The organism is Agaribacterium haliotis (genome assembly GCF_002312815.1).
GTDB lineage: Bacteria > Pseudomonadota > Gammaproteobacteria > Pseudomonadales > Cellvibrionaceae > Agaribacterium > Agaribacterium haliotis.
In genome coordinates this window covers 93,392-119,421 of sequence record NZ_NKQJ01000015.1, presented here as the reverse complement: position 1 = coordinate 119,421, position 26,030 = coordinate 93,392, and the positions used below count along the sequence as shown (strand labels likewise).

General features: G+C 51.3%; 20 protein-coding genes and 1 pseudogene. 13 read left to right on the top strand and 8 right to left on the bottom strand.

Annotated features, from left to right (window positions below):
* Window positions 1–299: pseudogene (locus CFK45_RS18390) on the bottom strand (hypothetical protein); the annotation flags it as partial.
* On the opposite strand from CFK45_RS18390, the gene CFK45_RS18385 reads away from it, so the two are divergent.
* The 3 genes from CFK45_RS18385 to CFK45_RS16540 all read left to right on the top strand — a co-directional run bounded on the left by CFK45_RS18385 (window position 287) and on the right by CFK45_RS16540 (window position 4,807).
* On the top strand, window positions 287–631 hold the full coding sequence (locus CFK45_RS18385) for a hypothetical protein (protein WP_143247624.1): 345 nt from the start codon (window positions 287–289) through the stop codon (window positions 629–631). The pseudogene CFK45_RS18390 and the gene CFK45_RS18385 sit on opposite strands and share 13 nt — an antisense overlap.
* Window positions 632–738: 107 nt before the next feature.
* Window positions 739–2,019, top strand: coding sequence for a carbohydrate porin (locus CFK45_RS16545; RefSeq protein WP_158224739.1), 1,281 nt, complete (start codon window positions 739–741; stop codon window positions 2,017–2,019).
* 571 nt (window positions 2,020–2,590) lie between these two features.
* Window positions 2,591–4,807, top strand: coding sequence for a carbohydrate-binding protein (locus CFK45_RS16540; protein ID WP_158224738.1), 2,217 nt, complete (start codon window positions 2,591–2,593; stop codon window positions 4,805–4,807).
* A 69-nt stretch (window positions 4,808–4,876) separates the two neighbouring features.
* Here CFK45_RS16540 and CFK45_RS16535 read toward each other — a convergent pair whose 3' ends face one another.
* On the bottom strand, window positions 4,877–6,157 hold the full coding sequence (locus CFK45_RS16535) for an aspartate aminotransferase type Ic (protein WP_096087553.1): 1,281 nt from the start codon (window positions 6,155–6,157) through the stop codon (window positions 4,877–4,879).
* 272 nt (window positions 6,158–6,429) lie between these two features.
* Between CFK45_RS16535 and CFK45_RS16530 the strand changes: the two genes are divergently transcribed.
* Window positions 6,430–6,966 (top strand): chorismate--pyruvate lyase family protein, encoded by a 537-nt coding sequence (locus CFK45_RS16530; RefSeq protein ID WP_096087552.1) that lies wholly within the window; start codon window positions 6,430–6,432, stop codon window positions 6,964–6,966.
* Window positions 6,967–6,990: 24 nt separating this feature from the next.
* Here CFK45_RS16530 and CFK45_RS16525 read toward each other — a convergent pair whose 3' ends face one another.
* Entirely contained in the window at window positions 6,991–7,842 is an 852-nt protein-coding gene (locus CFK45_RS16525) for a helix-turn-helix transcriptional regulator (RefSeq protein ID WP_096087551.1), read from the bottom strand.
* Between the two features lie 170 nt (window positions 7,843–8,012).
* On the opposite strand from CFK45_RS16525, the gene CFK45_RS16520 reads away from it, so the two are divergent.
* On the top strand, window positions 8,013–8,336 hold the full coding sequence (locus CFK45_RS16520; RefSeq protein WP_239923731.1) for a SemiSWEET transporter: 324 nt from the start codon (window positions 8,013–8,015) through the stop codon (window positions 8,334–8,336).
* A gap of 194 nt (window positions 8,337–8,530) precedes the next feature.
* On the opposite strand, the gene CFK45_RS16515 is transcribed toward CFK45_RS16520, so the two are convergent.
* The 3 genes from CFK45_RS16515 to CFK45_RS16505 form a co-directional block, all read right to left on the bottom strand.
* Window positions 8,531–10,759, bottom strand: a complete 2,229-nt coding sequence (locus CFK45_RS16515; RefSeq protein WP_096087550.1) for an agarase — start codon at window positions 10,757–10,759, stop codon at window positions 8,531–8,533.
* 183 nt (window positions 10,760–10,942) lie between these two features.
* The gene (locus CFK45_RS16510; protein ID WP_096087549.1) at window positions 10,943–12,985 is read right to left on the bottom strand and encodes an agarase; all 2,043 of its coding nucleotides are present in this window, start codon (window positions 12,983–12,985) and stop codon (window positions 10,943–10,945) included.
* Between the two features lie 127 nt (window positions 12,986–13,112).
* Window positions 13,113–13,796 carry a hypothetical protein gene (locus tag CFK45_RS16505; protein WP_096087561.1) on the bottom strand — a complete coding sequence of 228 codons (684 nt, stop codon included), beginning with the start codon at window positions 13,794–13,796 and terminating at the stop codon, window positions 13,113–13,115.
* 365 nt (window positions 13,797–14,161) lie between these two features.
* Between CFK45_RS16505 and CFK45_RS16500 the strand changes: the two genes are divergently transcribed.
* Genes CFK45_RS16500 through eno form a run of 3 tightly spaced genes read left to right on the top strand, consistent with a single transcriptional unit; the run spans window position 14,162 to window position 17,922 of the window.
* Window positions 14,162–15,628: an aldehyde dehydrogenase family protein gene (locus CFK45_RS16500; RefSeq protein ID WP_096087560.1), complete on the top strand. Its 1,467-nt coding sequence runs from the start codon at window positions 14,162–14,164 to the stop codon at window positions 15,626–15,628.
* Window positions 15,629–16,630: a phosphotransferase family protein gene (locus tag CFK45_RS16495; RefSeq protein ID WP_096087548.1), complete on the top strand. Its 1,002-nt coding sequence runs from the start codon at window positions 15,629–15,631 to the stop codon at window positions 16,628–16,630.
* A gap of 2 nt (window positions 16,631–16,632) precedes the next feature.
* Window positions 16,633–17,922 (top strand): phosphopyruvate hydratase, encoded by a 1,290-nt coding sequence (gene eno / locus CFK45_RS16490; RefSeq protein WP_096087547.1) that lies wholly within the window; start codon window positions 16,633–16,635, stop codon window positions 17,920–17,922.
* Between the two features lie 165 nt (window positions 17,923–18,087).
* Here eno and traF read toward each other — a convergent pair whose 3' ends face one another.
* Window positions 18,088–19,485 (bottom strand): conjugal transfer protein TraF, encoded by a 1,398-nt coding sequence (gene traF, locus CFK45_RS16485; RefSeq protein ID WP_096087546.1) that lies wholly within the window; start codon window positions 19,483–19,485, stop codon window positions 18,088–18,090.
* 355 nt (window positions 19,486–19,840) lie between these two features.
* Here traF and CFK45_RS16480 point away from each other — a divergent pair, with 355 nt between their 5' ends.
* Window positions 19,841–20,434 (top strand): outer membrane beta-barrel protein, encoded by a 594-nt coding sequence (locus CFK45_RS16480; RefSeq protein ID WP_158224737.1) that lies wholly within the window; start codon window positions 19,841–19,843, stop codon window positions 20,432–20,434.
* A gap of 71 nt (window positions 20,435–20,505) precedes the next feature.
* Here CFK45_RS16480 and CFK45_RS16475 read toward each other — a convergent pair whose 3' ends face one another.
* A complete protein-coding gene (locus CFK45_RS16475; protein ID WP_096087544.1) occupies window positions 20,506–21,387 on the bottom strand; it encodes an alpha/beta fold hydrolase in 882 nt (293 codons plus the stop codon).
* A 110-nt stretch (window positions 21,388–21,497) separates the two neighbouring features.
* On the opposite strand from CFK45_RS16475, the gene CFK45_RS16470 reads away from it, so the two are divergent.
* The 4 genes from CFK45_RS16470 to CFK45_RS16455 all read left to right on the top strand — a co-directional run bounded on the left by CFK45_RS16470 (window position 21,498) and on the right by CFK45_RS16455 (window position 26,027).
* Window positions 21,498–23,765 (top strand): putative bifunctional diguanylate cyclase/phosphodiesterase, encoded by a 2,268-nt coding sequence (locus CFK45_RS16470; RefSeq protein WP_096087543.1) that lies wholly within the window; start codon window positions 21,498–21,500, stop codon window positions 23,763–23,765.
* Between the two features lie 140 nt (window positions 23,766–23,905).
* Window positions 23,906–24,265 (top strand): HvfA family oxazolone/thioamide-modified RiPP metallophore, encoded by a 360-nt coding sequence (locus tag CFK45_RS16465; RefSeq protein ID WP_096087542.1) that lies wholly within the window; start codon window positions 23,906–23,908, stop codon window positions 24,263–24,265.
* Window positions 24,266–24,405: 140 nt separating this feature from the next.
* A complete protein-coding gene (locus tag CFK45_RS16460) occupies window positions 24,406–25,290 on the top strand; it encodes an HvfB family MNIO-type RiPP peptide maturase (RefSeq protein ID WP_096087541.1) in 885 nt (294 codons plus the stop codon).
* Window positions 25,290–26,027 carry an HvfC family RiPP maturation protein gene (locus tag CFK45_RS16455; protein WP_096087540.1) on the top strand — a complete coding sequence of 246 codons (738 nt, stop codon included), beginning with the start codon at window positions 25,290–25,292 and terminating at the stop codon, window positions 26,025–26,027. The genes CFK45_RS16460 and CFK45_RS16455 overlap by 1 nt, the downstream gene beginning before the upstream one ends.
* Window positions 26,028–26,030: the final 3 nt, after the last annotated feature.

The window sequence follows — 26,030 nt, the reverse complement described above, 5'->3', positions numbered from 1 at the left end:
GCCAAGTCCATCGCCGACGCCGGTGCCAAGTCCATCGCCGACGCCGGTGCCAAGTCCATCGCCGACGCCGGTGCCAAGTCCATCGCCGACGCCGGTGCCAAGTCCATCGCCGACGCCGGTGCCAAGTCCATCGCCAACGCCGGTGCCGAGCCCATCGCCGACGCCGCAGCCAAGTCCATCTCCGACGCCGGTGCCGAGTCCATCGCCAACGCCGGTGCCGAGTCCATCGCCAACGCCGGTGCCGAGTCCATCGCCAACGCCGGTGCCAAGTCCATCGCCAACGCCGGTGCCAAGTCCATCGCCATCGCCGCAGCCGAGCCCAGAGCCGTCGCCCTTACCTTCTCTCGAGCCGAGCCCAACTCCTGAGCCCGAGCCATCTGAGCCTGTTGATGACGTTATTGACTACGATCCGGTAAACGACCCGCAAGAGGATGAGCTCGATATCAGTGCTGAACTCAGCCACCGCCTCGCTCAGGCCGAAGAGTTACATCTGGAGCGTTGTCAGGCTCTGGAAAATAAAAAAGATGTGCCGAACTGCAATAAGAACCAGGCCTTGCGCCGCCACTTAGGGCTATTGTGGATTGAAGGAATGGACGAGCAAGCCGAACAAGCGCCAGAAACGGAAAACTAAGCAGAAGCAATTAACAGCTTGGCAACTGCCGCGCTGGTCAGTCTTTATCTGGCGCGGCTACAATGGGGCACATTGTTATCCTCCCACCTAGATCACATGGACGCTTTGTGAGACATATTATCTGCGCAGCTTTATTTACTCTGTCGGCTGGCTCGGCGATACCTGGTTTGGCGTTGAGCTCGGGGCCACATCAATTGGAATTAGACGGTTATATTCGCCACTCAGTAGGCATGAGCCAATCTGGTGCCGAGCAGGTGAGTTTTCAAGCGCCAGGCGCGCAGGCCAAATACCGCTTTGGCAACGAGGCCGATAGTTACGGTGAGCTTGCGGTGGATTATCACTACCGAGAGCCGAGCGCCACGGAAAACGATTTGAGTTATCAGCTTTATTTTATGCAGAGCGCTTACAGCAAGCATGGCGAGGATGACAGCTTTAGTTTTGATAATACCGAGCAACTGTATTTAAAGTTTAATAACGTACTTCCAGGCGGCGCCGATGTGTGGATGGGCAAGCGGTATTTCGATAGGCGCGACCTGCATTTGCTGGATTATTATTGGTTGAATACGGTTCAGGGTGCCGAAGGCGCGCTCGGCCTTGAAGGCGTAAAACTGTTTGACGCGGAGTTTACTGCGACTTTAATTCGCAGTGCCGATGAACTGCAAGCTGTTGATGGCTCGATGCAGCAGCTTTATACCACGGGCGTAGATTTACGTTTGCTGGATTATTCGCTAAGTGAACGCAGCCAGCTTAGCTTTTGGGCGCTGATTAATGAACGGCACGAGAATAAAACTCTCGGTCTGCACAAAAAAAATGGTGTCGCGGCCGGTTCCTGGTTGATCGTTGAAGACGTGCTGCACGGTGAATTACTCAGTGGCCTTACCTTGCGCAGTGGCGCTGCGGTACAACAGAATCACTTTGGCGGGCCGCAACCCGTGCGCGACGGCCAGGATAGGCTCTATGAGGACAACTGGGCCTTGGAGTGGGTGAACCAGCACACGGTTGATGTGTACGGTAATTTTGCTGTGCAGAGTGTCTTGCTCTACGCCCTGGCCGATGGTGATGTGCCTGGCCAAGAGGGCTCACGCTTTTCGTGGTTTAGTATGGGCTCGCGGCCGATGTATCGCTTGAGTAAATATGGCATGGCGTCGTTTGAGCTGGGCCTTGATCACGTTAACGACGACTATCACGCCCAGGACGGCTTTCTTGTGAAAACTACGTTGGCTTATGAATTAAAGCCTGAATTTTCTTTTTACCAGCGCCCTGCGCTGCGTTTTTTTGCAACCTATGCCAGCTGGTCTGACGCATTTGTTGGCCAGGTCGGCGGCGCAGCTTATCTCGATAGCGATGAGGGTTGGACGCTCGGTACTCAGCTGGAGCACTGGTGGTAGGGGTATATGATATAAGCCTCTGCTACGGGCTTATTTAATTAATATCTCTTTTTTAATTAAATCCCCCCCCCTTTTAATTGAATCTCTTCTTTGTAGCTTTATTAGTTTTTACATCCTCTTATTTGTTAACGTTTACATCGTGTTCTTTTATTTAAAAGGCTTAGCAATAAAATCGTATTGCAGTAATTGATGGAGCTCAAAAGCTTTCTTTGTGTGCCATTATTTTACTAATGGCTGTGTAAACGAACACAAAGCCTTAAGTTGTTACTTGCAATGCATGCGTTGCTTGCCTAAATTTTAGTTCTGCCTTTATCGAGGTAAGACAGGTTGGCCGGAATAAGAATAATCGAGCGGCCGATCTGTTTGTAAATCGACATTCTGTTGTTGTCACCTGAATTGCCGTTAATTAATTTTAATTGCTATGGCACAAAAATAACTGCGGAATAAATCCTTGTTCTCGGCGCCGCCCTCTGTGGTATTTGGCTCTGTTTGCTTCTGTCAAGATTTGTCTTTTCCTTGTTATATGTCGTCGTCAAAGCTGGCTGATACTCATCTAATAAAAGGAAAAGTGATGAAGCGTTCGAGTTTGTTTTCAGTATTGTTTTTTACCGGGTTTTCTTTATTTTTTTCGGCGTTAACTCACGCAGCGGTCTATGAAGATCATTCTGCCTATACGCTGGTTGATGCAAACAATGGCGGCCAAGTGCGCTTGCGCGATGCTCCAGCGGGCAGTGGCAGTGTTGCACAGCTGCGCGCGTGGTTACAAAGTGCTGAATTGCCTGCTTCAGTTCACAATTCGCGCTTAACCGAAGGAGAGTTTGCTAGCAATATCGCCCAGATGGATGCGGTAAAAAACACCCTGAGCTGGCTGGCTAACGACAGGCCAGCAACTTATAGCGGTGCTGCTACCATCGTAAACAATAGCAACCTAGAGCAGCACCGGGCGGCGATTGCGGCGGCCGGAGGCACCTTTGTTTTTCGCGGTACGGTCGATGTCACCTCAAGAGAAAAACTCATTCAGGTCGGTGAGAACACTACGGTATGGATTGATGGCACCGTGCGCTACACCGGGCCGGTAATTCCCGGAACCATCCCCGATGAGTACTCTGTTTCAGATGTGATCAACGGGATTTTTGAGGTGCGCGGCAGCAATACTAAAGCGAAAGCCAACGTTAAAATTTTGGGCACCAAGCGCGGTAAATTGCTCGGCAATGATCGCCTGGCAGCTGTTTATACTCGTTATGCAAAGGCGCTCAAGGTAGAGGGTTTAAACACCGATAATTGTCGCAATGTTTTGTTTTTAAATAATGTCTACGGCGATAGCTTGGTAAGGGGGAACTTTATTTACAACTCAACGCGCAGGGCTATTCACGTCAAAGCGTCCAATGGTATTCGCGTTGAAAATAATCTTATTTTTGACGCTGATGTAGATGGTATCGATATTGACGCCTACACAAAAAACTCGATTACTCGCGCTAATGTGTTGGTTGATTCTGGCTCGCGCTGGATGGTATGGACAGAAATCGCCTCCGTCGATAACTTAATTGATGCTAACGTTGGCATACATGTGCGAGACGGCGATGGCGGCTTTCAGGAAAACGGCAGCGAAAGTAATGGCCAGCCAGCGACGGCGAGAAATACCTGGCAAAACAATCATATCTTTTACGCTGATTCCTCTTCAAATTGGAAGCAGGGTTTTTCGTTTCACCCCGGGCGTGTGATTGATCGCGCTTCTGTGATCTTTGACAATAACTTTGTCTGGCAGCGAACTAACAACGCTTACAAGCGCAACCCCAAGGCCGATCGCAGTGATGATGTTAGTTATTATCTTTATGTCGGTGCCGCGCCGACGCCCGCTCCGAGCGCACTGCCTAGCCCTTCGCCTTCGATACCGAGCGAAGAGCAACACGCTTATAAATCGATGACTATCCCCGGGTTGCTTGAGCTTGAAGACTTTGATGTCGGCGGAGAGGGGGTGGCCTATCACGATAGTGATCAAGGTAATTCGGGGCGGGCCTATCGACCCGATGAGCACATAGATATTCAAACAACGACAGATAGCGGCGGTGGTTTTAATTTGGGTTGGCTGGCCGATGGCGAGTGGCTTGAATACAGCCTGGCCGACGTAGCGCCGGGCAATTACGATATAGAGTTGCGTGTTGCAGCAAAAGACAGCGCCGGCGCTAAGGCTGTAAAACTAATTTTAGCTTCGCGGTCGCTTGCCGTGATGGAATTTGATGGCACCGGCGGCTGGCAAAATTGGAAAACAGTGACACTGAAGAATGTAAACATTAATGCACATTCATCAGCACAACTGCGACTTGAAGTAATTGGCGGTAACTTTAATTTGAACTGGCTGCGCTTTAAGCGCGCTGATAGCACGGCCGTGGAATTTGTTGTTCAGGCTGAAAACTTTGTTCAGACCGGCGGCAGCTACGGCGGTTTTCAGCGCTACACAACGGCCGATGGTGTGGACGCAATTAACTTTAATCAGCGTGGGGATTGGGCTGATTACCAGTTGCAAGTGCCGGTGGCGGGCAACTATCGCATGCAGGCATGGCTTGCTACAACCCAGAGCGGCGGTGCGATTGAGCTGTTGCTCAACGGTGTTTCTTATATTTTCGAGTCGGTTCCAAACAATGGAAATTGGGACAAGTTTATTCAGCTAAACCCCAATGCACTGATTCCGCTCGAGGCCGGCCAGCAGAGCATTCGTATTCGCAGCGCGGGTAATTCCAGTTCAACCTGGGAGTGGAATGCGGATAGATTTGTTTTTATTAAGCAGTAATCAATTGGCGAAAAAAAGCCGGGCAGAGGGCCCGGCTTTTATTTGCGCAGGATTAGGCGCGTTACGGCGTTAGGCCTGAGTCAGCGCCTGTTTGACAGATGCGAGCTTTACGCAGCATACAAATACTTTCATTGCTTCATCTACCTGTTCGACCGTTGGCACGGTTGGAGCGATACGGATATTGCTGTCTTTCGGGTCTTTACCGTAGGGAAAGGTCGCGCCGGCTGGGGTCAGTTTAACGCCGGCATCGGCAGCCAGCTGCACAACTTCTTTGGCGAGCCCTGGCTGGGTATCGAAGCTAATAAAATAACCGCCTTGGGCACTTTCCCAGGTGCCGAGCTCATTGTCGCCAAACGCGGCTTCAAGGTGGCGCAGCACGGAGTCAAAGCGCGGGCGAATGATGTCGGCGTGTTTATTCATATGAGCGGTTAAAGCACCGTCGGCTTTGAAAAATTCGACGTGACGCAATTGGTTGACCTTATCTGGGCCGATGGTCATAAAAGCCAGGCTCTTTTTAAAGCCTTTGAGGTTTGCATCGCTCGCAGCCATAAATGCAACGCCAGCGCCGGCAAAGGTAATTTTCGAGGTTGATGCAAACTGCAGCACGCTGTCTTCGGTACCCGCAGCCTGGCAGGCCTGCCAGATATTTAGCAGTTGTGGGGCGTCGTCACTGAGTGCGTGAACGGCGTAGGCGTTGTCCCAAAAAACGCGGAAGTTGGGGTTGGCAATATTGGCGAGTTTGGCGATGCGCTCAACGACCTCATCGCTGTAAACGACACCGGTAGGGTTGGAAAAGCGCGGTACACACCACAGGCCGACGATGCTGTCGTCTTCTTTAATTAGTTTTTCAACGGCGTCCATATCCGGGCCGTTTTGGTCCATGCCGACGGTGACCATGTCGATGCCTAAGTGCTCACATACGCCGTAGTGGCGATCATAGCCTGGCACAGGGCAGATAACGGTTGCGCTTTCTTGTTTGTTCCAGGCGCTTTCCGGGCCGTTTAAACCGTAGAGGTAGGCAATGCTCATCGCCTGGTGCATCAGCGTTAAACTTGAATTGCCTGCGGCCAACACGTTGGCTGCGGGTACGCCGGTCATTTCGGCTCCGAGTTCGCGGGCTGCCTGAATGCCATCGAGGCCGCCGTAGTTGCGCACATCCGTGCCGCTGGCATCGAGGTAATTGCCCTTGAGTATACCGTCCATTGCGTCGCTGAGGCTCAGTTGCTCTGTCGAGGGTTTGCCGCGCGTTAGATCGAGGCCGAGTTTTTTGGCCTTAATGGTTTCGTACTCGCTCTGTAGTTGCTGGGCCCATTGTTGTAGTTGATCTTTGCTTGCGCTTTGCAGGTTCAAGGTAGTGTCCTCGTCTTAGGGTACTAGAGTAGAGCTTGCACTGACGTGCAGGTGCGCCGGGGCGCGAGCGCGGATTTTACCGTAATAAAGCGGTAAGATGCATTAGAATGTGTACAAAATTAGCCTTAACTAATTCAGGTCAATAAAGCCGGGTCGGGCGCTGTGAGCCTGTTTTCCAGACTGTCGCCTGTTTTGCAGTCACTCTACCTGCGAGCATTTAGGGCTGTGGTAAAAAAGGATTTAGCGGCGCACAGCGCCTCTTGTTTTAACGTATGAGAAATTTATTTGCATCCAGCGGTTATGCTGGTTCCGACCTGCTCGAACTCGACAGTGGTGAGCAGCTGAACTTAAAAGAATTACCCGCCTTCTTGCGGGTGCTGTTAACCACCGACGGCACTGTGACAAAGATCCTCGAGAGTTATTTCTGGGAGCCGGTCAATGTCAATCGTTTGGCCCAGTGTCGCACGGTGTTAGCTAAGCCCAGTGCGAGTCTGGCGCTGCCGCGCGAGAGCGAGGTCATAGAGAGGCGCGTGAGTTTGAGTGGTGCCGATAGTGAGCGCCTTTACGCGCTGGCGCGCTCGTTTGTCAATCCGGCGGTGTTGCCCAGCAGCCTGGTGCAAGAGCTTGAAGCCGATCGTGTTGGCATTGGTGAGCTGCTTAGGGAGACGGGTTTGGAAACCTATCGTGAGCTGATATCGATAGGTCGCGACAGCATGCATATCAACCGTGTCTATCGCATCATGTCTGGCGGAAAACCCTGTATGGAAATCTGCGAACAGTTTCCGTTAGAGCTCTACAGCCGCTGTTAATGCCGGTTGCGGTACTTGCCTGCTTTATTTGTTTGCATTTTGTGATTTGCGGTAGTGCGCAGGTGCTTCGCCGACGCTTTTTTTAAAGCGCTTGGAAAAGCTAAATAGATCGTGGTAACCGACTTGTTCGGCTATTTGGCTCAGCGGCCACGCCGTGCTGCTGAGCAGGTACTTTGCACGCTCCATGCGCATATGAATAATTTGTTGCAGAGGGCTGCGGCCAAAGCGCTTTTGGCAGAGCCGGTGCAAGTGGGGGGCACTGTAGTGAATCAGCTGGCTCATTTCTTCAACGCTCCACGGGTAGTGCAGGCGCTTATCAATATCGCGAAACAGCTGATCGAGGCGTTGGCTTTCCTGGTTTTGGTTGGCCGGGGCTTTTAGGCTTTCCTGCAGGTAGTGCTCGAGGTAATCGAGCGTTGGCCGGCGCAGGCTGGCGTCGCGCTCGTAATAAAGCACTGCCAGGGCGTGAAAGATCTGCCGCCCACTTTGACAGAACTCGGCCGGCGCTTTGCCTGTGCACAGTTCGCTCCAGCGGGGGGTGTCTTCGAAGTCAAACCAGGTCATCGTCCAGAATGGCGCTTTGAGCTCAATTAAAAACGGCCTGTGCGCCGGCAAGATGATCAGCTGGCTTTTTCCGACAGTTTGACAGCCCTCGGGGGTATAGAGCTCAATGGCGCCGTCGACACTGTAAAGTATGGTATTGGCCACCGGTTTACTGCGCCCGACCCGGTAGTGGCCCTCCAGGTGGCTAAAACCACACAGTGGAATCGCGAGTTCTCTGAGCTCGGGGACCTTATCGGCATCTAAGAAGCGCTCATTACACTCCGGGCCGATCTCCAGTACATCCTGCCATTGCCAGTTTTTATCGATGATCATAATTTGATCTGTGATAGTTTTGGATAAGTTTTTGATAGCTTAATCCATAACCACTGCTGCGTGAAGTATTTAAACTATGCGCCATAGAGTGATGCAACACAGAACAAAATATCTGTCTGCGGTACTCAGGTCTTACGTCGCAAAGCGACATGAATTAGCGGAGATTAGAGATGACAAATTTAGAGCTGATGAACTTAGAAATGCTGGGCTTTATCGCTGCCATAGCCACAACTTCTTCGTTTTTGCCGCAGGCAATTCAAGTGTTGAAAACACGCGATACCGCGTCGCTGTCTTTAGCTATGTACAGTATTTTTACAGTGGGTGTAGCCCTGTGGTTGGGTTATGGTTTAGTTATTCAAGATGTCGCCATGATAGCAGCGAACATGATCACCTTTGTGTTAGCTGCCAGCATTTTGGCGGTGAAGGTTTATAACGAAGTTCAGGCTCGCCGCGAGAAAGATGAGCTGAACGAAGATTGTTTGGCGGAGTGTTAACGCTGCGGCCATTTTGCAAGTAGTTTTCTTAAAGCTTTCTTCAAGTTGCTTTCTTAAAATAACGAAGCCCGGCGACCGCCGGGTTTTTTATGCCTGTTAAGATGCTGCCCTGCTGGCGGCCTGTATTGGTGGGGTTTTCACGAGTGAAAAAAAACGGGCCTTGAGGCCCGTTTCAATGTCTATCTGGAGCTTTTTCAGTGTTCGTCAGCTTTGCTGCTTTCGGAATCCTCTTCGTTGAGCTCGGTTTTAAAGTGTTCCATTTTGTGTTCTTTGGGCTCGTTGCTTTCACCGCTTTGGGCCATGGCTTTGGCGTCTTTGAGTGCATCGGCAAAGCTTGGGTGCAGCAGTACCGGTTCAACCGCTGAGCGCTTAAAGGCTTTACTGTGCTGCATATTTTGCAGGGCGACAGAGCTAATTTTACCGCCGCTATCCGGGAAGCTGAGCTCGACGATGTTCTGTGTTTTTAACAACTCATAGGGCACAGGAATCTCAAGCACACCAAAGAAGCTGTCGCGCGCTTTGCCCGGCTCACCCGCGGCATTGTGGTATTGGTTGTAGCCGCGATAGTCTGTCGGAAGCTTGAGAGCGCTTCCGTTCAGGCTGATACTTGGCTCAAGGCTTAGACCAAAGTTGCGGCCCACGCCGAGCCGCAGTAGCGCTTCGCCCTGCTTACCAGGTTTGATACCGTCGATATCAAAGCGGAGCTTCTCGCCAGCTTCGATCGCTGTGTTCATTTGCTTGGCAAAATGGCGGCTCTCTTTGACCGAGGCCTTGGGTTTTAGCTTCTTATTGAAGTTAACCACAAGTACAGACGTAGCTTCAGCGCCGACGGGGATGCTTTGCGGGAGCTTTTTACCAAGCTCGGTCACTTCGTATTTGACGATTTTGTCATCGCCTAAATAGAGGTGGCGAAGCTCAGCACTTTTTACTTTCATTTTTTTCAAGCCGAGCACGTCGAGATCGAGCGTGATGTCTTTAAATTCAAGGCTGTTGGCGATGAGATAAAGTGTCTTGTCGTCAACGTAGGCGTCGACTTGCACATCCGGATCGGATGACCAGCTGTCGATGCGAGTTCCCGCAACACCGACCCACTGGTCGTAAAAGTGAATAAGGTCGGAGTAGACCCACTGCTCGCCTTGCTGGCCGGGCCGTTCTTTGGCCTGGATCATCAGGCGCCAGTAGTAGGGTACGGTGGGTGAGTTGCGCCCCCATTCGGCCTTAAGCGGGGTAAACGGCAGGCTCTGCTCAATGCGGTCTGGGCGCTCGAGAAATTGCATAAGCATGCTGTTGAAGGCTTTAATTTGCAGCCAGTCTCGCTCTGAGCTCCAGGGTTGGTGATACATGCCGTGCAGCTGTGAGCCGTACTCGCTGACAATGATGGGTTTGAGCTTGCCCCACTCGCTGGCCATGTAGGCGTCGAGCATGTCGAGCGTAGCTTCCATATTTGAGCCTTTGCGATATTGTTCGCGCACTACGGGCCCGTAGGGAATGTTGGGGAAGTCGTAAAGATGGATGCTGATAAAGTCCATGTTCTGACCGGCAACATCCATAAACAGCTTGTCGGTGTTTTCCCACTCCTGGAAGTTATTGACCTCGAAATTTGGGAAGGCGGCGGTGTAGCCGCCGATGAGTACTTCGCTGTCGTGTTTGCGGATTTGATCGGCCGCTGCATTGTGAAAATGCATGACCTGCTCAACTGTGGCCGGGTGGTGCTTGCCCGGGTACTCAACAAGCTCAAACAGCGGCTCATTCATGATTTCGACATACAGTGGTTTGAGCTGGCCGTCGCCTTTGCCATTGCGCGGGCGGAAAAACTCTTTGATATACAGGCCCATAAAATCACCTACGGCGGAGCCCAGCGGTTCGGCTTCGGTGTCGGCGGTAGAAAAATTCCAGGGAGTCGGGGTTAGGCCTCCAACTGGATCACCTCCGTCGGGCCAGTAAGGGCGCTGTTGAGCCCCGACAATTAAGCGGGTATTGCGGTTCTCGTATTTACGCGTGCTTTTTTCAAAGTCGTTGGTGCTATTGCTGTACCACCAGCGTGTATCTTTACCGGTTTTATTCATAAACGCCGGGTCGACCCAGCCCGGGCGCTTCGGGTTTTGCAAAGCGTTGACAACCTGCCATTTCATGCCGCCAGTATCGCGGCCAAAATACACGTCGCGTTTGATGATGACATCGTGCAATAAGTCTTTAACTTCGTTGGGCTGACCGAGGCTTTGAGGGTTGCCGCCAAACCAGTCGTGTTCGTTGTGAGTGGCGTGCATGGTGATATAGCGCTCGCGCTCGAAACTGTCGTAAGCGCCAACTTGATGTTTAACGTCTAAGTTAACTTGTACGCTGAACTTATCATCGGCCAGACTGGCTGAGGTGAGAAGAGAGGCGGCCAAGCTCAGGCCGCCGAAGTATAAAACTTTGCTCATAAGTATTCGCTAAGGTTGAATATAAAACACATCAAGTATAGGAGAGTTTAGTTGCCAAGCTAAAGCGCAGCGGCAAAGTTTGCGGCGCCAACTTGATCTATAAACTGACGAAATAAAAAAGGCGGTGCAAAGCACCGCCTTTTTGTTTAACTGTTGATCAGCATGCTTGATCAAGCATAGAACTTAGAGCCGTTTTATAGGCTTGCTGTGTTTCATATTTTGGATGGCTACCGAGCTAACTTTGCCACCGCTGTCGGGGAAGGTAAGTTCAACAACGGTAATTTTTTTCAGCAGTTCATAGGGTACGGGAATCTCGAGCACGCCAAAGAAATTGTCGCGAGCTCGGCCCGGTTTACCTTCGGAGTTATGCAGTTGGTCGTAACCGCGGAAGTCGTCCGGTATTTTGATTTCACTGCCGTTGACTAGCACTTTGGGTTTCAGGCTCAAGCCGTGCTTGCGGCCGAGGCCGAGGCGCAAAATAGCTTCGCCCTGCGCGGCGGGTTCTACCCCCCAGATAGTGAAGGTCATCGGATCTTTTGCGGCGATGTCCTGAGTCATGGAGTTGGCAAACAGGCGGCTCTCTTCAACTTTTTCTTTGGGGTTGAGTTTTTTATTAAATTCAATGGCAAGCACAGAGGTGGATTCGGCGGCCATGGGTAAGCTCAGGGGAATAACATTGCCCATGTCTTTGCTGACGTATTCGACCTGCTTGTTTTTGCCCAGAGATAGCTGGCGCAGCTCAACGTATTTGATTTTTAACTTATCGGCACCAAAAACACTGAGGTCGAGGTGCAAGTCTTTGTTTTCGAGGCTATTGGCGATGATATAAAGCTTTTTACCGTCGACATAGGCATCGACCTGAATGTCGGGGTCGCTGGCCCAGCTGTCGAGGCGCTTGCCCTGGACACCGTTCCACAGATCGTAAAAGTGCACCAGATCGGAGTAGACCCAGTCGTTGCCGCTTTGTCCCGGCCGCTCTTTTTGTTGAATCAGCAGGCGCCACTGGTAGGGGATGCCGGTTTTCGGGTCGCGGCCCCACTCGGCTTTAACTGGCACAAAAGGCACGGCCTGTTCGATGCGGTTTGGTCGCTCGAGCATTTGCATTAGCATGGCGTTCATCGACTTTAACATTTGCCAGTCGCGATAACTGCTCCACGGTTGGTCGAGCATGGCGTTGGCACGTGAACCGTACTCACTGATTACCAGGGGTTTGGGCTCGTCGTAGTTGATCGCCATATAGGCGTCGAGCATGTCGAGCGTCGCCTCCATATTTGCGCCGCGGCGCAGTTGTTCTTTGGGGCCTTCTGAAGTGGGTACCGCCGCTAAGTCATAAAGGTGCAGGCTGATAAAGTCCATATTGGGCCCGGCGATGTCGAGGAAGTATTTGTCTATCTTTTCCCACTCGGCAAAGTTATCGGTGTCGTAGTCCGGGTAGGCAGTGGAGTAGCCACCGACCTTCATTTCCGGGTTGAAGCGCCTGACATAGGTAGCCACCACATTGTGATACTTGGCGATCTGCTTAATAGTCGCCGGTTTCATGCCGTTGGTGAACTCCATCAAGCCGAGCACAGGTTCGTTCATGACTTCAAAAAACATCGGCTTGATCTGGCCGTCATCTTTGCTGCCCGGGGCGCGGAAATAATTGTTGAAATAAAGGCCGAGAAATTCGCCGACAGCGGAACCAAAGGGTTCTTCGGCGCTGTCAATGGATGAAAAATGCCACGGGCGGCCAGTTGCGCCGGCAACCGCGGTGGCGCCGTCGGGCCATATCGGGCGCTGCTGGGTGCTGTAGATCATACGTCCGTAGCGGTCATCGTATTTGCGAATCATCTTGTCGCGCTTGTCTTTACTGGTGCTGTACCAGGTTCTTTGGTCTTTGCCGGCTTTGTTGATCGCATAGGGGTCAGCCCAGCCCTCGCGGCTAAAGCTCTGCAGTAAGTAGTGCAGGCGCCACTGGACGTCGCCGGAGTCGCGGCCGAAGTACACGTCCCGGTCTACCAAGAAGTCTTCGTGCAGGTTGCCCACGGCGTGTTTTAAACCGCGACTTTGCTCGTTTTTATCGCTGAGATCATGGCCGCTGGGGGTTTCGTGAAAGGTGATAAAGCGGCTTCGATCGAAGCTGTGCTGATCCCCAACGTGGTGGGCAACATCGAGGTTGACTTGAATTTTGGCATTGGCAAAGGCTGCTTGGCTAAATGCAAAAGCCGCGCAGGTGAGGGTCGTCATCAATGATGTTTTAAGCATGGTAGTTTTAACGTTTTTGTTCTAATAAGTTGGAAACTAAGTATAAAGCATTAGTTCGTGTCTATTGTGGCTGGAGCCTAAAGATTGATCAAGTGCAAATCCCTACAGCTTATGTGTTTTTAGTCGGATTTTTGTTGCTGAGGCTCGCAACTAACAATACAAAAAAGCAAAGCACCACATTAAATAGTGGAACCTGCAGAGCTGGCGGCATGCTGTATACCACCGATACAGCCGGTATCCACAGCAGCCAGTTGCTGACAATGACACTGGGTATATGCAGCTGCCAAAGCTCTTTTTGTTGCCAGGCCTTGATGCTGCTGCGGATCTGAAAGCCACAATCACGCCATATGTAAAGAAGTACGATCGATGGTGCAGCCCACAGTGCACTGTAGATAAACTGGTCAACAATGACCTTCTTGGCGATGGTAAGGGCCGACGCGTCGTAGCCAAAGAGCCAGCCCTGGAAGCGGTAGAATAGGTCGACTTCCAAACCCTTTAGGCCCCAAAAAAGTACTTGAAAAGTAAGTAGGGGGTAAAACGCTCCCTCTGCCAGGCCTTTTACGCGCAGATATAAAAACGGCAGAAGGCCGCCAAAAAAAGCGGTGGCGAAAACTGAGTAACGCCATCCGTAGGCACTTTTTAAGTCGGCAAAAAACTCAAACGCCGGCAAGCTGGCCGGAATAAAAAAGTAACTTAGGCCCAGCGCGAGCGCAAAAGCCTGCAAAAACAATCCGGGAATTAAGTTGGCTCTAAATGCGTTGAAAACGATGTTGCCGAGAGCAGATTGAGGCATGAGCAATAATAACTTCGGTAAACGCAATTTGAGCCGCCATTGTCTCATGCTTTTTGCTTTCGTGTAATGCTGCATTGTGGCGGGATTTTCTGATCAAGCCTTAGCCTAAAAAATACTAAAAATATGTGATTAAGTGTGCTGGCATTTCTAAAAAAAACAGCTGAGCAAGTATTTAATATTTTCTGAGAAGATGCTGCTAAAAGTGTCGTAAATCTGTTTTCTTCTAGGTTTTTAACTTGATCTTGGTCAATCGTGGCTATCGCGCGGGTGCTACTGTTTTTTCATCCCCTGGGCCCTGCCGTACATTTTTTATCGAATGATTGCGCTTGTCGGGTACGAAAAAATAATAAATGGAGGATGTTCCGATGGTCGCTCAAACAGAAAAAGTTCAGGCCTTTTTGGCTCAGGACCCCGTTCCTTTTTTGCTTGCAGGGGAGAGCGCACTAAGCGCCGCTGCTAACGAAATTAAAGTCGAAAACCCGGCAGATAAATGTGTGCTGGCGATGGTGAGTAAAGCCGGGGCTGAGGATGCAAACAAAGCAATAGCTGCCGCCGATACGGCGTTCTTAAGCTGGAGTCAGTTATCCGCAGCCGAACGCGCCGCTGCACTGACAAAACTCGCCGAGCTGTGTGAGCGAGATGCAGAAGAGCTGGCTCAGTTGGAAACCTTAGACGTCGGCAAGCCGATTGAAAACGCGCGCGGTTTTGATGTTCCTTTTGGTGTTGAGGCGCTTCGCTACTACGCCGGGCTTGTGCAGACGACAGCGATGGAAAGCACACTGGATCTGCCCGATATCGATGCCAAAAGCGTGCGTTTGCCCCACGGGGTCGTGGCTTTTGTATTCCCGTGGAACTTTCCGCTAACGCTATGTCTCTGGGGCATTGCCCCGGCGCTTGCGGCCGGTAATACGGTAGTAATTAAACCGGCCGAGCTGACGCCACTTAGCACGCTGTACCTTGGCAAGCTTATTCAAGAAGCAGGTTTTCCCGATGGTGTTATTAATATTTTGCCCGGTGGCGGCTCTGAAATTGGAGCGGTATTGAGTTCCCACCCCAAAGTTAAATATCTGAGCTTTACCGGTTCCACCGCGGTCGGAAAAACACTCGGCGCGGCCTGTGGTGCTGAGCTCAAGCCGGTCAAACTCGAGCTCGGCGGCAAGGGCGCAGCTGTTATCTTTGACGATGCCGACTTAGACGCCGCGGCGGAGGGTTTGGCCGGGGCCATTACTCTTAACAGCGGCCAGGTCTGTTGTACGGCGACACGATGGATTGTTCACAGCGACGTACTGCCGGTGTTTGTCGAAAAGGTTAAAGCGGTGCTCGCGGCGACGGCGATTGAGGACGGCATGTCAGAAAGCTGTCAGATGGGGCCGGTGGTCAGCGAACAGCAAAGTACGCGTATTCTCGACTACGTTGAGCAAGGGCTCAAACAGGGGGCGAAGCTACTGTGTGGCGGCAAAGCTTTACAGAAACCGGGCTGGTTTATTGAGCCGACCTTATTGCTCGGCAGTGAAGACAATATTTGTTTTAAAGAAGAAATTTTTGGCCCGGTTGCTTATTTAACCGAGTTTAACGACGAGGCCGATGCCATTAGACAAGTAAATAGTCTCGATTATGGTTTGGCAAACAGTGTCTGGACAAACGATGGCGACCGCGCTGAACGCGTAGCCAAGGCGATGGTCAGCGGCAACAGCTGGATCAATGCCCACAATGTCTTTGCTTACGGCCTGCCTTATGGCGGCGTCAATGCCAGTGGTATCGGCGGCGGTGTCAACAGTCTCGATACGCTGCTCGATTACACGCGCTCATTATCTATAGCGGAACCGAAATAAATGGTGATGATAGAAACGTCCATTCACAACACCCTGCTGGCACAGGGTGTTGTTCAGCCGGGGAAGCTTAAGGTGACGCCGCTTTCGGGTGGTGTCAGCTGTGAGATTTTATTGCTCGAACAAAACAATAAGTCGGTGGTGCTTAAGCGCGCGCTGGGCAAGTTAAAAGTTAAAGATGACTGGTATGCCGACGTCGCACGCAACAAGGTTGAGCAGCAATATCTGCAATACGTACACGCATTTTTACCCGGTGTGGTGCCGCAGATATATTACTCCAACGACGACCTGCATTTTTTTGTTATGGAGCTCTTAGGTGGGGAGCTGGAAAACTGGAAAACCCGTTTATTAGCTGCTTGTTACGATAAAAACTACGCTCACGCTGCAGGTGAGGTGCTTGGCAAGATCCATCGTCATTCCCTCGGTGACAGAGATGCGCAAGCGATGTTTTCAACCCTGGAAAACTTTCGCCAACTTCGCATTGAGCCTTATTTATTAAAAACCGCTGAGCGCAACCCTGATTTAGCTGAATTCATCACTGGACAAGCAAGACGCATAGAAAGTAACGAGCGCTGCTTGGTTCACGGGGACTATAGCCCCAAGAATATATTGGTCTCGCCGAAGCGTTTAGTTGTGCTGGACTGCGAAGTCGCCTGGTATGGTGACCCGGTATTTGATGTGGCATTTTTCCTAAATCACTTTTTACTGAAAGCTGCGCGCAAACCTGAAGATAAACACGAGCTAATCGAATTGGCTTCTACGGCGTGGTCGGCCTATGTGTCTGAAGCCGGAGCAGTTGTTGATGAGAGTTTTGAAAAACACCTATGTGCACTGTTGCCAATACTGATGTTGGCGCGAGTGGACGGTAAATCTCCGGTTGAATACTTGAGCATGCGCGCTCAGGTAACGGTTAAATCTTTTGTGTATGAGTTGTTGCTCAAACAAAATATCAGTGAACTTAATGTGCTACTGCAGTTGTGGCAGAGTGCTTTAAAAGGAAAATAGAGATGAAAATACAAAATATCGATGCCTACCAAATTTACGACAGCCGAGGTTTCCCAACGCTGGAGGTTGAGCTGGAGTTGGAAAACGGTATAAAGGCCTGTGGCTTAGTTCCCTCTGGTGCATCAACGGGTCAGTTTGAAGCGCTTGAATTGCGCGATGGCGATATGAAACGCTTCCGCGGCAAATCCGTTTTTAAAGCTATAGCTAATGTGCGCGAAGAAATTGCACCGGCACTGATGGGTAAAAGCGTATTTGAGCAGCGCGCCAACGACGAGTTGATGATTGCGCTCGATGGCACAGAGAATAAAAGCCGTCTGGGCGCCAACGCTATTTTGGGGGTGTCGATGGCTATGGCAAAAGCTGCCGCTATCGCTCGCGATCAAGCTTTGTTTGAGTACCTTGGCAACGGCGAAGGAAATTTAATTCCTCTGAACGAAATTCAGATATTAGGCGGTGGTGCTCACGCGGGATGGGCGACAGATATCCAGGATTTTTTAGTTATTGCCGTTGGAGCAAAAAGCTACGAAGAGACCTTAGAAATAACCCACAATATTTATCATGCAGCCGGCGAACTTATGAAAAAACTTGGCAAGTGTGTGGGGATCGCCGATGAAGGCGGCTGGTGGCCTGATTATAAAAATAATGAAGAGCCATTTGAGGTGTTGTTAGAGGCGATAAAAATGGCAGGCTATGAGCCGGGTAGAGATGTGGCGATTTCTTTAGATATTGCCGCAAGCGATCTTTATGACGGTACAAACTACAGCTTTAAGCTTGAGGGTAAGACGTTCAGCCCTGACGAATTCTACGACTTGATGGCCGCATGGTGTAACAAATATCCGATCATTAGCATCGAAGATCCGTTTGCCGATACCGACTTTAACAACTGGAAGCGCTTCCAGAAAGAGTTTGGCAGCAAGGTTCAAATTATTGGTGACGACTTATTTACCACTAATATCAAACGTATAGAGCAGGGGATAGAACAAGAGCTGGCAAACTCAGTGCTGATTAAGCTCAATCAGATCGGTTCGGTCAGTGAAACTCTGGATGCAATAAACGTGACTCAACAGGCCGGTTGGTTGCCGGTTGTCTCGGCGCGATCGGGGGAGACCGAAGATGCATTTATTTGCCATCTTGCAGTGGCGACAAACGCAGGCCAGCTAAAAGTCGGCTCGTTTGCGCGCAGCGAACGGCAGGTAAAGTGGAATGAGAACTTGCGTATTCAGCGCAAGCTGGGGGCAAAGGCTCGTTTTCTTGGCGCGGAACTGTATCGAAAAATTTTGCGCTTAGATTAAAAGCAGCGATTAACAACAATGATAACCACGGCCAGTTTAGTTGTTTGCAATGAGCTGGTGGGTGTCCAGGGCCCGCCAGACCAATGCATTACGGTGGGCCGGCTTTAAACTTAAGCGGCCACGTAGGCCGCTTTTTTTGTTACGCTGGCTATGTGCTCAGACGTATTAAAAATTAAGCCCAAACTGGAAAGCGCCGCCGGCGTTATTTGAGCCGGCTTGAATGGCAAAGTCGATATGGGCCGCAATAATATTAAAACCTACGCCTGCGGTCAGAACCTGGTCGTCGCTGTTCTCGAGGTTACTGCGCAAGCCGCCCCTTAGTTTAATTACCTTGACGATATCCCATTCAGCACCCATTGATAAAAACTGAGTGTCTTCGCCGAGGAAAAAAGGTTTATTTTTGGTTAAATCGAGATCCGCTGCCAGCGTCACCCCCATCGGCGCGTACCAGGCGATGCCTGCTCTTGCCTGGCGATCTATGCTGTAGCTCGCGCTTTCACCATTTTTAGCTTGGCTGGTTCGATAATCCTGGCTGATTAAGTTTTTGATGACTAAACCAAGCGTTAAACTATCGCCGGGAAGAAAACTGGTGGCGATGCCTAAATCAGCATTAAATTGGCTTTCATCCTTTTCAGATGCTTCGAGTTCATCGCCGAGATCGTAGTTGTCGTCATCTAAATCCTGGACTGTGGGAACTGCCCAATAACTGGTGAGTTTTTGCAGCTTGGGCGTCAGGCCGATGCTGATGTCGGTGCCGGCAATTGTAAATTGATGGGCGATGGCAACACCAAACTCACTGACGGTTACACCGGCGACAATAACACGGCTGGCGAGATCGTCGCTCGGGTCGTATAGGCCCGGGGGCACAGAGCTTTGATCGATAATCGAGCGCTGTGTGCTTTCGCCGGGGCAAGTGTAAGTGTAAGGGGGCACGCCGGTATCGAGTGCGTTTTGAATATCGCTCTCGTCATTGATTTCACCGAGGAAATTGCTGTATTCGTCGAGGGTTGTACTGTCGCAGTCGTCGATAATCGGTGAGGTTTCTATTACCGCGTTGGCGTTGGCATAGACCGAAAAGCCGGCAATGCTGGTTGGAAATGCCACACTGCTGTAGATGCCCGCATTAATTCTGAATGGCTTTTCGCTAAGTACACTGAGTTCGCCATTGAGGCCGTCAGCGGCACTGACAAGATCACTTTTCCCCGCGAGGAAGGCGTCAGTATCCATGCCGGAAATAGCATCATTCATTTGTGTAGAACTATCGGAAATGCGGTCGATGTAGTTCTCGTCTTCAATGTTCTCAAGCGCGTCGAGCGCATCTTCATCGGCAAAATAACTTGCGCCAATATTGGGTAGGATGATCTGAATATTGCCCTGGGGTTTTTCGGCGAGCATGGCCGGGTTAAACAGGGCAGCTGCGTCGGCCCTGGCCGAAGCGACACCGGTATCGCCCATTGCCAGGGATCTGGCTTCGGCGTTGGTAAAAGGCTGGGCTTGGCCGAGGCTACTGATGGAAGCCAAAGCAACGGCTGAGAAAAGTGTGTTGAGTTTTAAGGTCTTCATACTCTGCGTCCCTGAACTGCGTGCGCTAACGGTTTGTTATGAGATTATTGATTTAAGCGTAGTTCAGCTCCTGAAAAGTCAAGTGCTAATGTGCTCAGTCGTCTATGTTCAGGTGTTCATTACACGGGCTTTCAAACGGTGCCCGGCAGTGGGGTATTTGATAACAAGGCAAAACAATGGAGCGGTCGCCTTACCCTCGAGGCTGTTGCTTTTAATTAATGCGCTGAATGTAGCGACAGTTGTTCGTTGATTGTGCTTTGGTCTGTGGTTGTGGCCCCGGCTGCCTATGGCTTACTTGTGTCTGCGCTTGCTGCCCCCTACAATGCCTGCTTCACTGACCTCGACGGAAAATTGGATGTTATTCAAAGCCTTAGCCACCGCATCTAAAGCGCTTGGCGCCGCTCTTATTGTTCTTCCTCTAAGTGCCAACGCCGATTTCTATATCGATGGTGACCTCGGCTATGCCACGCCGGAAGCCGACGAGATTCGAGCCTCATCCGGCCCGGGCTACAGTGTCGGTATTGGCAGTGAGCTCACATCCTGGTTGGCGCTTGAGCTCGACTACGTAGGGCTTGGCAACTTCTCGGTAACCGGCGCCGACGTTCTCCCCGACGACGCTTTAAATGTGATCGGAATTGGTGTCGCTTCGGATTTCACGATTACCGGTTTTAGTGCGAGCATGCTGCTTAGCTGGCGCCCTAATCGCTGGGATAACTTTTATGCTCGTGCAGGCTATTTTGCCTGGAGCAATGAAATTGAATACCGTGTGCGCCGCGGAGCTATCGATATTGATGAGAGCACCAGTATTGACGGTCAAGACCCTATGTTTGGTTTGGGTTACGCTTATTTACTGGGCGGTAGCATGGAGAGCTCGATTGAGTACAACCGCTACTACGCCGGAGACGTTTCGGTCGACATTATTGCCGTTGGCCTGAACTACCACTTCTAGTTTATTTTCACCTATCTTCGCCTGAAGCTTGCCCGTATCTGTTTGTATCTTATAGGAGCGCCGGCGGGCAACTAAAAGGAGCTGAATACGGGGCGCTTTTCTGAAGCAGCTCCGGGCTCTTGTGGGTTTAAGCCAGGGCTTGTTTCTTTCAGCAAAAAGCCCTGCAAAAAGTTATACACAATAGCGTTGATCTGCTCTGAGTGGCTGGTTGGGCTCATGTGGCCGGCGTCGCGAACGATGATCTGGTTGGCTTGAGGCAGGCAAGCGATCAGCTCGCGCTGTAGTTGTCGGGACAGGGCAGTGCTCTTACTGCCGTGAACTAAGGTCACGGCTTTGTTTAACGCCGCTAAATCAGCGCGTATGCCGCGGCCAAGACTCTGTTGATACTGCCACTCTTGCAGTGCCAGCGGTAGGTATTGCTCGAGTAATAGCTTGTCCTGCCTTGGCAGCCCCAACCAGTGGCCGAGCCCTGCCCAGAAGCTCATGTAGCGCCTAGCCGCTGACGCCAGCTGCCCTTTGTGAACTTTTTGTTGCAACTTATCGAGTACTTCGGCCTGTTGTTGGTAAAGCGGGGCGTCAGCGTTTAACAGCCCAAAAGGCAGCGCTTCTATCAGGCAAAAAGCGCGGCAGCGGGCGCTTTGAAGCAGCGCGAGCTCTAGAGCCAAGCTGGCGCCGTAGCCGTGCCCTACGATGATTACCGGGCTTTTTAAGTGCTCAATCAAGCCTCTGAGTGCGGTGAGGTCGTTGCATTTTTGGCGCTCGCCAGCCTCGTTCAGCGATACCCCGTGACCGCTGAGATCCGGAGCAAGGACACGAAAGCTTTTGCCGATCAGTTCGCCTAGGCGGCGCCACTGGTGGTGGTTGCTCGATGAGCAGTGCAGCAGGAGCACCGCCGGGCCCGCGCCCGTTTCTTCATAGGCTAAGCGCTCATTCGCATGGCTGAACATTTTCATGTCGGCACCTTAGCACAAGTGCTAGGAGTGCATAAGTCGGTGGCTACTGGCGAAAGCCTCTGGCTTCGACTTGAATGAAGAGTGGCGCAGAAGGGAACCGTGTCTGATCTATGACTATCACTAATGCAAGAATTCACTGGCAGGCCTGGGGGGTTGTGTCCTGTTTGGCAGTGCTGCTTGTTTCCCTGGCGTTTTTTGCCTACCTCGCTGCTGAGCGCTCGCAGGCCGAGTTGAGGCGTTTTAACCACAGCGAGTTGCCGCTTTTTGATGAAATTCAAAAGTTGCGCACCGCAATTGTGTCAGTTGAATCTTCCGTTTATGAATACTATTTAACCGCCGATGCCCGGGCCTTTCAGGCGCGCTATCGAACACGTCAAGCCGATCTGGAAAACAGCCTGGCTGCTCTGAGCTCAGTCTTGGGCGCGGATCCCGAATTGGCCGAGTTGGTGCAAATTAACGCAGAGATGGCCGAAGTCGCGTCGGTTTTTGCCGGCGTGATGCGCGATAGCCCAATAGACTGGGATGCCGCGCGCGAGGTTCTAAGTTGGTTTTCACCACTGATTGCACGCGCGAATGCCGCGAGCACGGCGCTGACTGAGCAAGTCAGGCGGAGGGTCGAGCAAAACTCGACAAGTTTTGCTAGCAATATGGGCAAAACGGTGTACTTGGTTGCCGGTGTGGCCTTGTTTTCTGTTCTCGCTGGGGCCTGGTTGGCTTTAAGTAATCAGCGCCGCCTCGAAGCCTTAAAGGAGCAGCAGCGCCTGGCCTCCTTCCCGCGAAGTAACCCCCACCCGGTTATTTCGTTAAATCGCCAAGGTGAGATCATGTATGCCAATGAGGCTGCGTCGATTGTCGCGTTAAACGCTCAGCTAGACTCGCTGCTGCCGGAAGATTTACCTGAGTATTTGGATGAAAACCCCAATTATCGCGAGTGGGAATTTGAGAAAGGCGGGCGCCACCTGCAAATAAGCCTCGGCTGGTTGCCCGAGTACTGTGAATACCACGCCTATTTAAGTGATATCACTGCGCGCAAGCACGCTGAGCAGGACCTGGCCTATCTCGCTTACCACGATGTCACAACCGGGCTGATTAACAGACAGCAATTTAACGAGTTTGTCGATCAGTATCTTCAGCAGAAACATATCGACATTTTGGTAGCGATTCTCGATGTGGACTTACTCGATACGGTGATGGCTGCGGCAGGGGTTGCTGTTGCAGAGAAAATTGCGCGCCTGGCGGCGATGCGTTTGCAACACAGCGTTACAGGTGAGGACAACTTTAAGCACAGCTGCCTGTCGTACCTTGGAGGCGGCCTGTTCTGTTTTGCTTACCCCGATGACGGCAATGGCGCTGCGCATGTATTTGAGCGCATGCAGCTCAGTTTCACCCGGCCGTTTGATGTGGACGGTTACGAGTTTTATTTAAAGCTGCGCATCGGAGTGGTCGACTCGAGTTATCTTAGTGAGGCCAACAGCGAAGAAGCACTGCGCCTGGCTGATGGTGCGCTGAATCAAACGAAAGGTAAAGAAGCGGCACTGATAGCTTATTATGAGCGCGGTATCGAAGAGCGCCACCGCTTTCGTGTTGAGGTAGAGTCGGGTTTGCGTCACGCGATAGAGCGCAACGAGTTATCGCTGTATTACCAGCCGAAAGTCAGCCTGCTCGAAGGGCGTATTACCGGAGCCGAGGCCCTGATTCGCTGGAACAGGTCTGGGCAGTGGATTAGTCCTGCGGATTTTATTCCGATTGCGGAAGACTCAGGGCAAATTCTCGAAGTCGGTTCGTGGGTGCTTGAACAAGTCTGCAAGCAGGCGGCGAAGTGGAATCGCCAAAGCGCAAGCCCACTCGAGCTCGCCATTAATGTCAGTGCCAAGCAACTGTTGCACACTGATCTGTGCTCAGCCGTTCTGGCCGCTCTGAAACGCAACGATATGCCGGTAGAGTGGATAGAGCTCGAAATTACTGAAACGGCGGCGTTGACGGATTTTGAGCACGCCCTGCTTAGGCTGCACGAGCTGCGCCGCCACGGTATCAAGCTTTCTTTAGACGACTTTGGCACCGGTTATTCCTCGCTGAGCTATTTACAGCGCCTGCCCGTGCAGACTCTAAAAATAGACCAGAGTTTTATCCGCTCACTACAGCCGGGCTCGAAAGATGAAGCCCTGGCCTCGACCATGGTTGAATTGGCTCACCAAATGGAAATTGCCGTGGTGGCCGAGGGGGTTGAGACCGACGAGCAGCTGCGCATGTTGCATCACTGGCACTGCGAATACATTCAAGGTTATCTGGTCAGCGCACCGCTGGCGGCCGACGCATTTTGGGACTTTTGGCAAAGTTTTAATGCCTCACAAGGCGCTATGCTGAAGATTGGCACCTAAATTTTTTTCATCCCGTGTAAGAAAGCCCAATTAACATGCTACTAAACAGGCAAGTGAGCTCGCTATACTTTCGCTGAGCCCTAATTTTTCCTGGTGTTAGTCCACGGTGGACGCGCCAACCCACTCTAAGGAGAGCTTCAATGAAAAAACAAACCCTGACTAGTTTGACCCTAGGTTCTGCCGTTGTGCTCGGTGCTGCCCTTGCCGTTCCCGCCAGCGCCGCAGAAAACCCATTTGCCGTGACCCCGCTTAAAAGTGGTTATGAGCTAGCAGCCAAAGAAGGCAAGTGCGGCGAAGGTAAATGCGGTGGCGCTAAAAAAGCTGATGGCAAGTGTGGCGAAGGCAAGTGCGGTGGCGCTAAAAAAGCTGATGGCAAATGCGGCGAAGGCAAGTGCGGTGGCGCTAAAAAAGCTGACGGCAAATGTGGTGAAGGCAAGTGCGGCGGCGCCAAAAAAACTGATGGCAAGTGTGGTGAAGGCAAGTGCGGCGGCGCTAGCTAATCCTGTTTGACAGCAAGCGGGTACTCATAGGCTAAGATGAGTAGCCCGCTTTTCGATATATCCGCCTCTATATTTTCAGCTTTTCCACCGTGCTCTTGCAAAGTGCAAAGGGCGTGCTCTGATACGACTAAGTGCTTCTCATGACCAGCTTGCTTCAAGGTGCCGGCCTCGGCCTTCGCCGGGAACTCATGCCCGAGTTAAAAAACACAAATCTCGACCGCATAGATTTTTTTGAAATTGCCCCGGAGAACTGGCTTTATGCCGGTGGCCGTTATGCAAAAGATTTACGCTTTTTTACCGAGCAAAAAAACTTTGCCTGTCACGGTCTATCGCTGTCAATTGGCAGTACTGAAAAGCTCGATGTAGAGCTGCTGAAAAATATTAAGGTTTTTCTCGATGAACACCGAATATCTCTCTATACCGAGCACTTAAGCTGGTGCAGTGACGATGGGCATTTATATGACCTGTTACCGATTCCGTGTACGCAAGAGGCTGTGCACTGGGTTGCGTCGCGTATACGCCAGGCTCAGGAAATTCTCGAGCGCCAAATCGCCTTCGAAAATGCCTCTTATTATTTTTCTCCACCCGGTGCCGAGATGAGTGAGGCTCAGTTTATTTGCGAGGTTGTCCGCGAATCGGGCTGCCTTTTACATCTCGATGTCAACAATATTTATGTCAACAGCCAGAACTTTAATTTTGATGCATTGAGTTATTTAAAATCACTACCGCTTGCGGAGGTTTGTTATCTGCATGTTGCAGGCCACTATGTTGAAGACGATGGGCTTATCGTCGATACCCATGGCGCCGATGTGATTGATCCTGTTTGGACTTTACTGCATCAGGCCTATCGAGAGTGTGGTGTCGATGCCGCTTCTTTGCCGACTTGCCTAGAGCGCGATTTTAATTTTCCCAGTCTTGTTACGTTACTCGCTGAAGTAGAGCAAATTCGACGTATACAAGCGCAGCATCAGTATCCGGGTAAAGCTGCGGTTGCCGCGCAGTACCAGAGCCAAAGGAGCGCTTAATGCAAGATAAAAACGCGCCGAAGTCACTGCGCGATTTCCAGCTGGCCTTTGGCCGTCACCTGCGCGACCCTGAACATGTTGCCCTGCCGGATGTGATTCCGGCGCGCCGAGCGCAGGTGTATGAAACCCTACTTTTTAATAACTTAAGTTCGTTTGTTGACGCCTGTTTCCCGGTTGCTAAATCTCTATTTACTAGCGATCAGTGGCAGGCGATTAATCGCGAATTTTTTCGAAGTTGGCGCTGCTCTACACCGATCTTCAGCCAGATCCCATTTGAATTTGTTCAGTTTATTCACGCTAGAGCTGAGCAGTTAGAGCTCGCGCCGTGGTTAAGTGAGCTGTTGCACTACGAGTGGGTTGAGCTGGAGGTTGACTTGAGTGAGGCCACCGTTACAGATACAGAGAAAAAAGAGCTGTGTGCCAACCCGAGTTTAAAGTTACTCGCCTACCAGTGGCCTGTGCATCGAATTAGCACTGACTATGCGGATCCACAGGCCGAGCCATGTTTTCTAGCCGTATGGAGAGATAAAAAATTAAGTGTAAATTTTTGTGAGTTAAATGCGACTACCCATGCGTTACTAAGTTTATTGCAGCAGCGAGAACAAAGCTTTGATGCGTTGATGTGCGTGATGGCTGAACAGCTCGGCCGAGACGATGTTGAACAACTCGCAGCCTTTGCCAGGCCGCTGCTCGCAGACTTAAAACAGCAGCACATACTAACTGGATGCGTGGAATAAAAT

What these genes read in the sequence shown, in the direction of transcription:
- CFK45_RS16540 (WP_158224738.1), top strand. Translation starts at nt 2,591, where the DNA reads ATGAAGCGTTCGAGTTTGTTTTCAGTATTGTTTTTTACCGGGTTTTCT.
- CFK45_RS16530 (WP_096087552.1), top strand. Translation starts at nt 6,430, where the DNA reads ATGAGAAATTTATTTGCATCCAGCGGTTATGCTGGTTCCGACCTGCTC.
- CFK45_RS16525 (WP_096087551.1), bottom strand. Translation starts at nt 7,842, where the DNA reads ATGATCATCGATAAAAACTGGCAATGGCAGGATGTACTGGAGATCGGC.
- CFK45_RS16520 (WP_239923731.1), top strand. Translation starts at nt 8,013, where the DNA reads ATGACAAATTTAGAGCTGATGAACTTAGAAATGCTGGGCTTTATCGCT.
- CFK45_RS16515 (WP_096087550.1), bottom strand. Translation starts at nt 10,759, where the DNA reads ATGAGCAAAGTTTTATACTTCGGCGGCCTGAGCTTGGCCGCCTCTCTT.
- CFK45_RS16510 (WP_096087549.1), bottom strand. Translation starts at nt 12,985, where the DNA reads ATGACGACCCTCACCTGCGCGGCTTTTGCATTTAGCCAAGCAGCCTTT.
- CFK45_RS16505 (WP_096087561.1), bottom strand. Translation starts at nt 13,796, where the DNA reads ATGCCTCAATCTGCTCTCGGCAACATCGTTTTCAACGCATTTAGAGCC.
- CFK45_RS16500 (WP_096087560.1), top strand. Translation starts at nt 14,162, where the DNA reads ATGGTCGCTCAAACAGAAAAAGTTCAGGCCTTTTTGGCTCAGGACCCC.
- CFK45_RS16495 (WP_096087548.1), top strand. Translation starts at nt 15,629, where the DNA reads ATGGTGATGATAGAAACGTCCATTCACAACACCCTGCTGGCACAGGGT.
- eno (WP_096087547.1), top strand. Translation starts at nt 16,633, where the DNA reads ATGAAAATACAAAATATCGATGCCTACCAAATTTACGACAGCCGAGGT.
- traF (WP_096087546.1), bottom strand. Translation starts at nt 19,485, where the DNA reads ATGAAGACCTTAAAACTCAACACACTTTTCTCAGCCGTTGCTTTGGCT.
- CFK45_RS16480 (WP_158224737.1), top strand. Translation starts at nt 19,841, where the DNA reads ATGTTATTCAAAGCCTTAGCCACCGCATCTAAAGCGCTTGGCGCCGCT.
- CFK45_RS16475 (WP_096087544.1), bottom strand. Translation starts at nt 21,387, where the DNA reads ATGAAAATGTTCAGCCATGCGAATGAGCGCTTAGCCTATGAAGAAACG.
- CFK45_RS16470 (WP_096087543.1), top strand. Translation starts at nt 21,498, where the DNA reads ATGACTATCACTAATGCAAGAATTCACTGGCAGGCCTGGGGGGTTGTG.
- CFK45_RS16465 (WP_096087542.1), top strand. Translation starts at nt 23,906, where the DNA reads ATGAAAAAACAAACCCTGACTAGTTTGACCCTAGGTTCTGCCGTTGTG.
- CFK45_RS16460 (WP_096087541.1), top strand. Translation starts at nt 24,406, where the DNA reads ATGACCAGCTTGCTTCAAGGTGCCGGCCTCGGCCTTCGCCGGGAACTC.
- CFK45_RS16455 (WP_096087540.1), top strand. Translation starts at nt 25,290, where the DNA reads ATGCAAGATAAAAACGCGCCGAAGTCACTGCGCGATTTCCAGCTGGCC.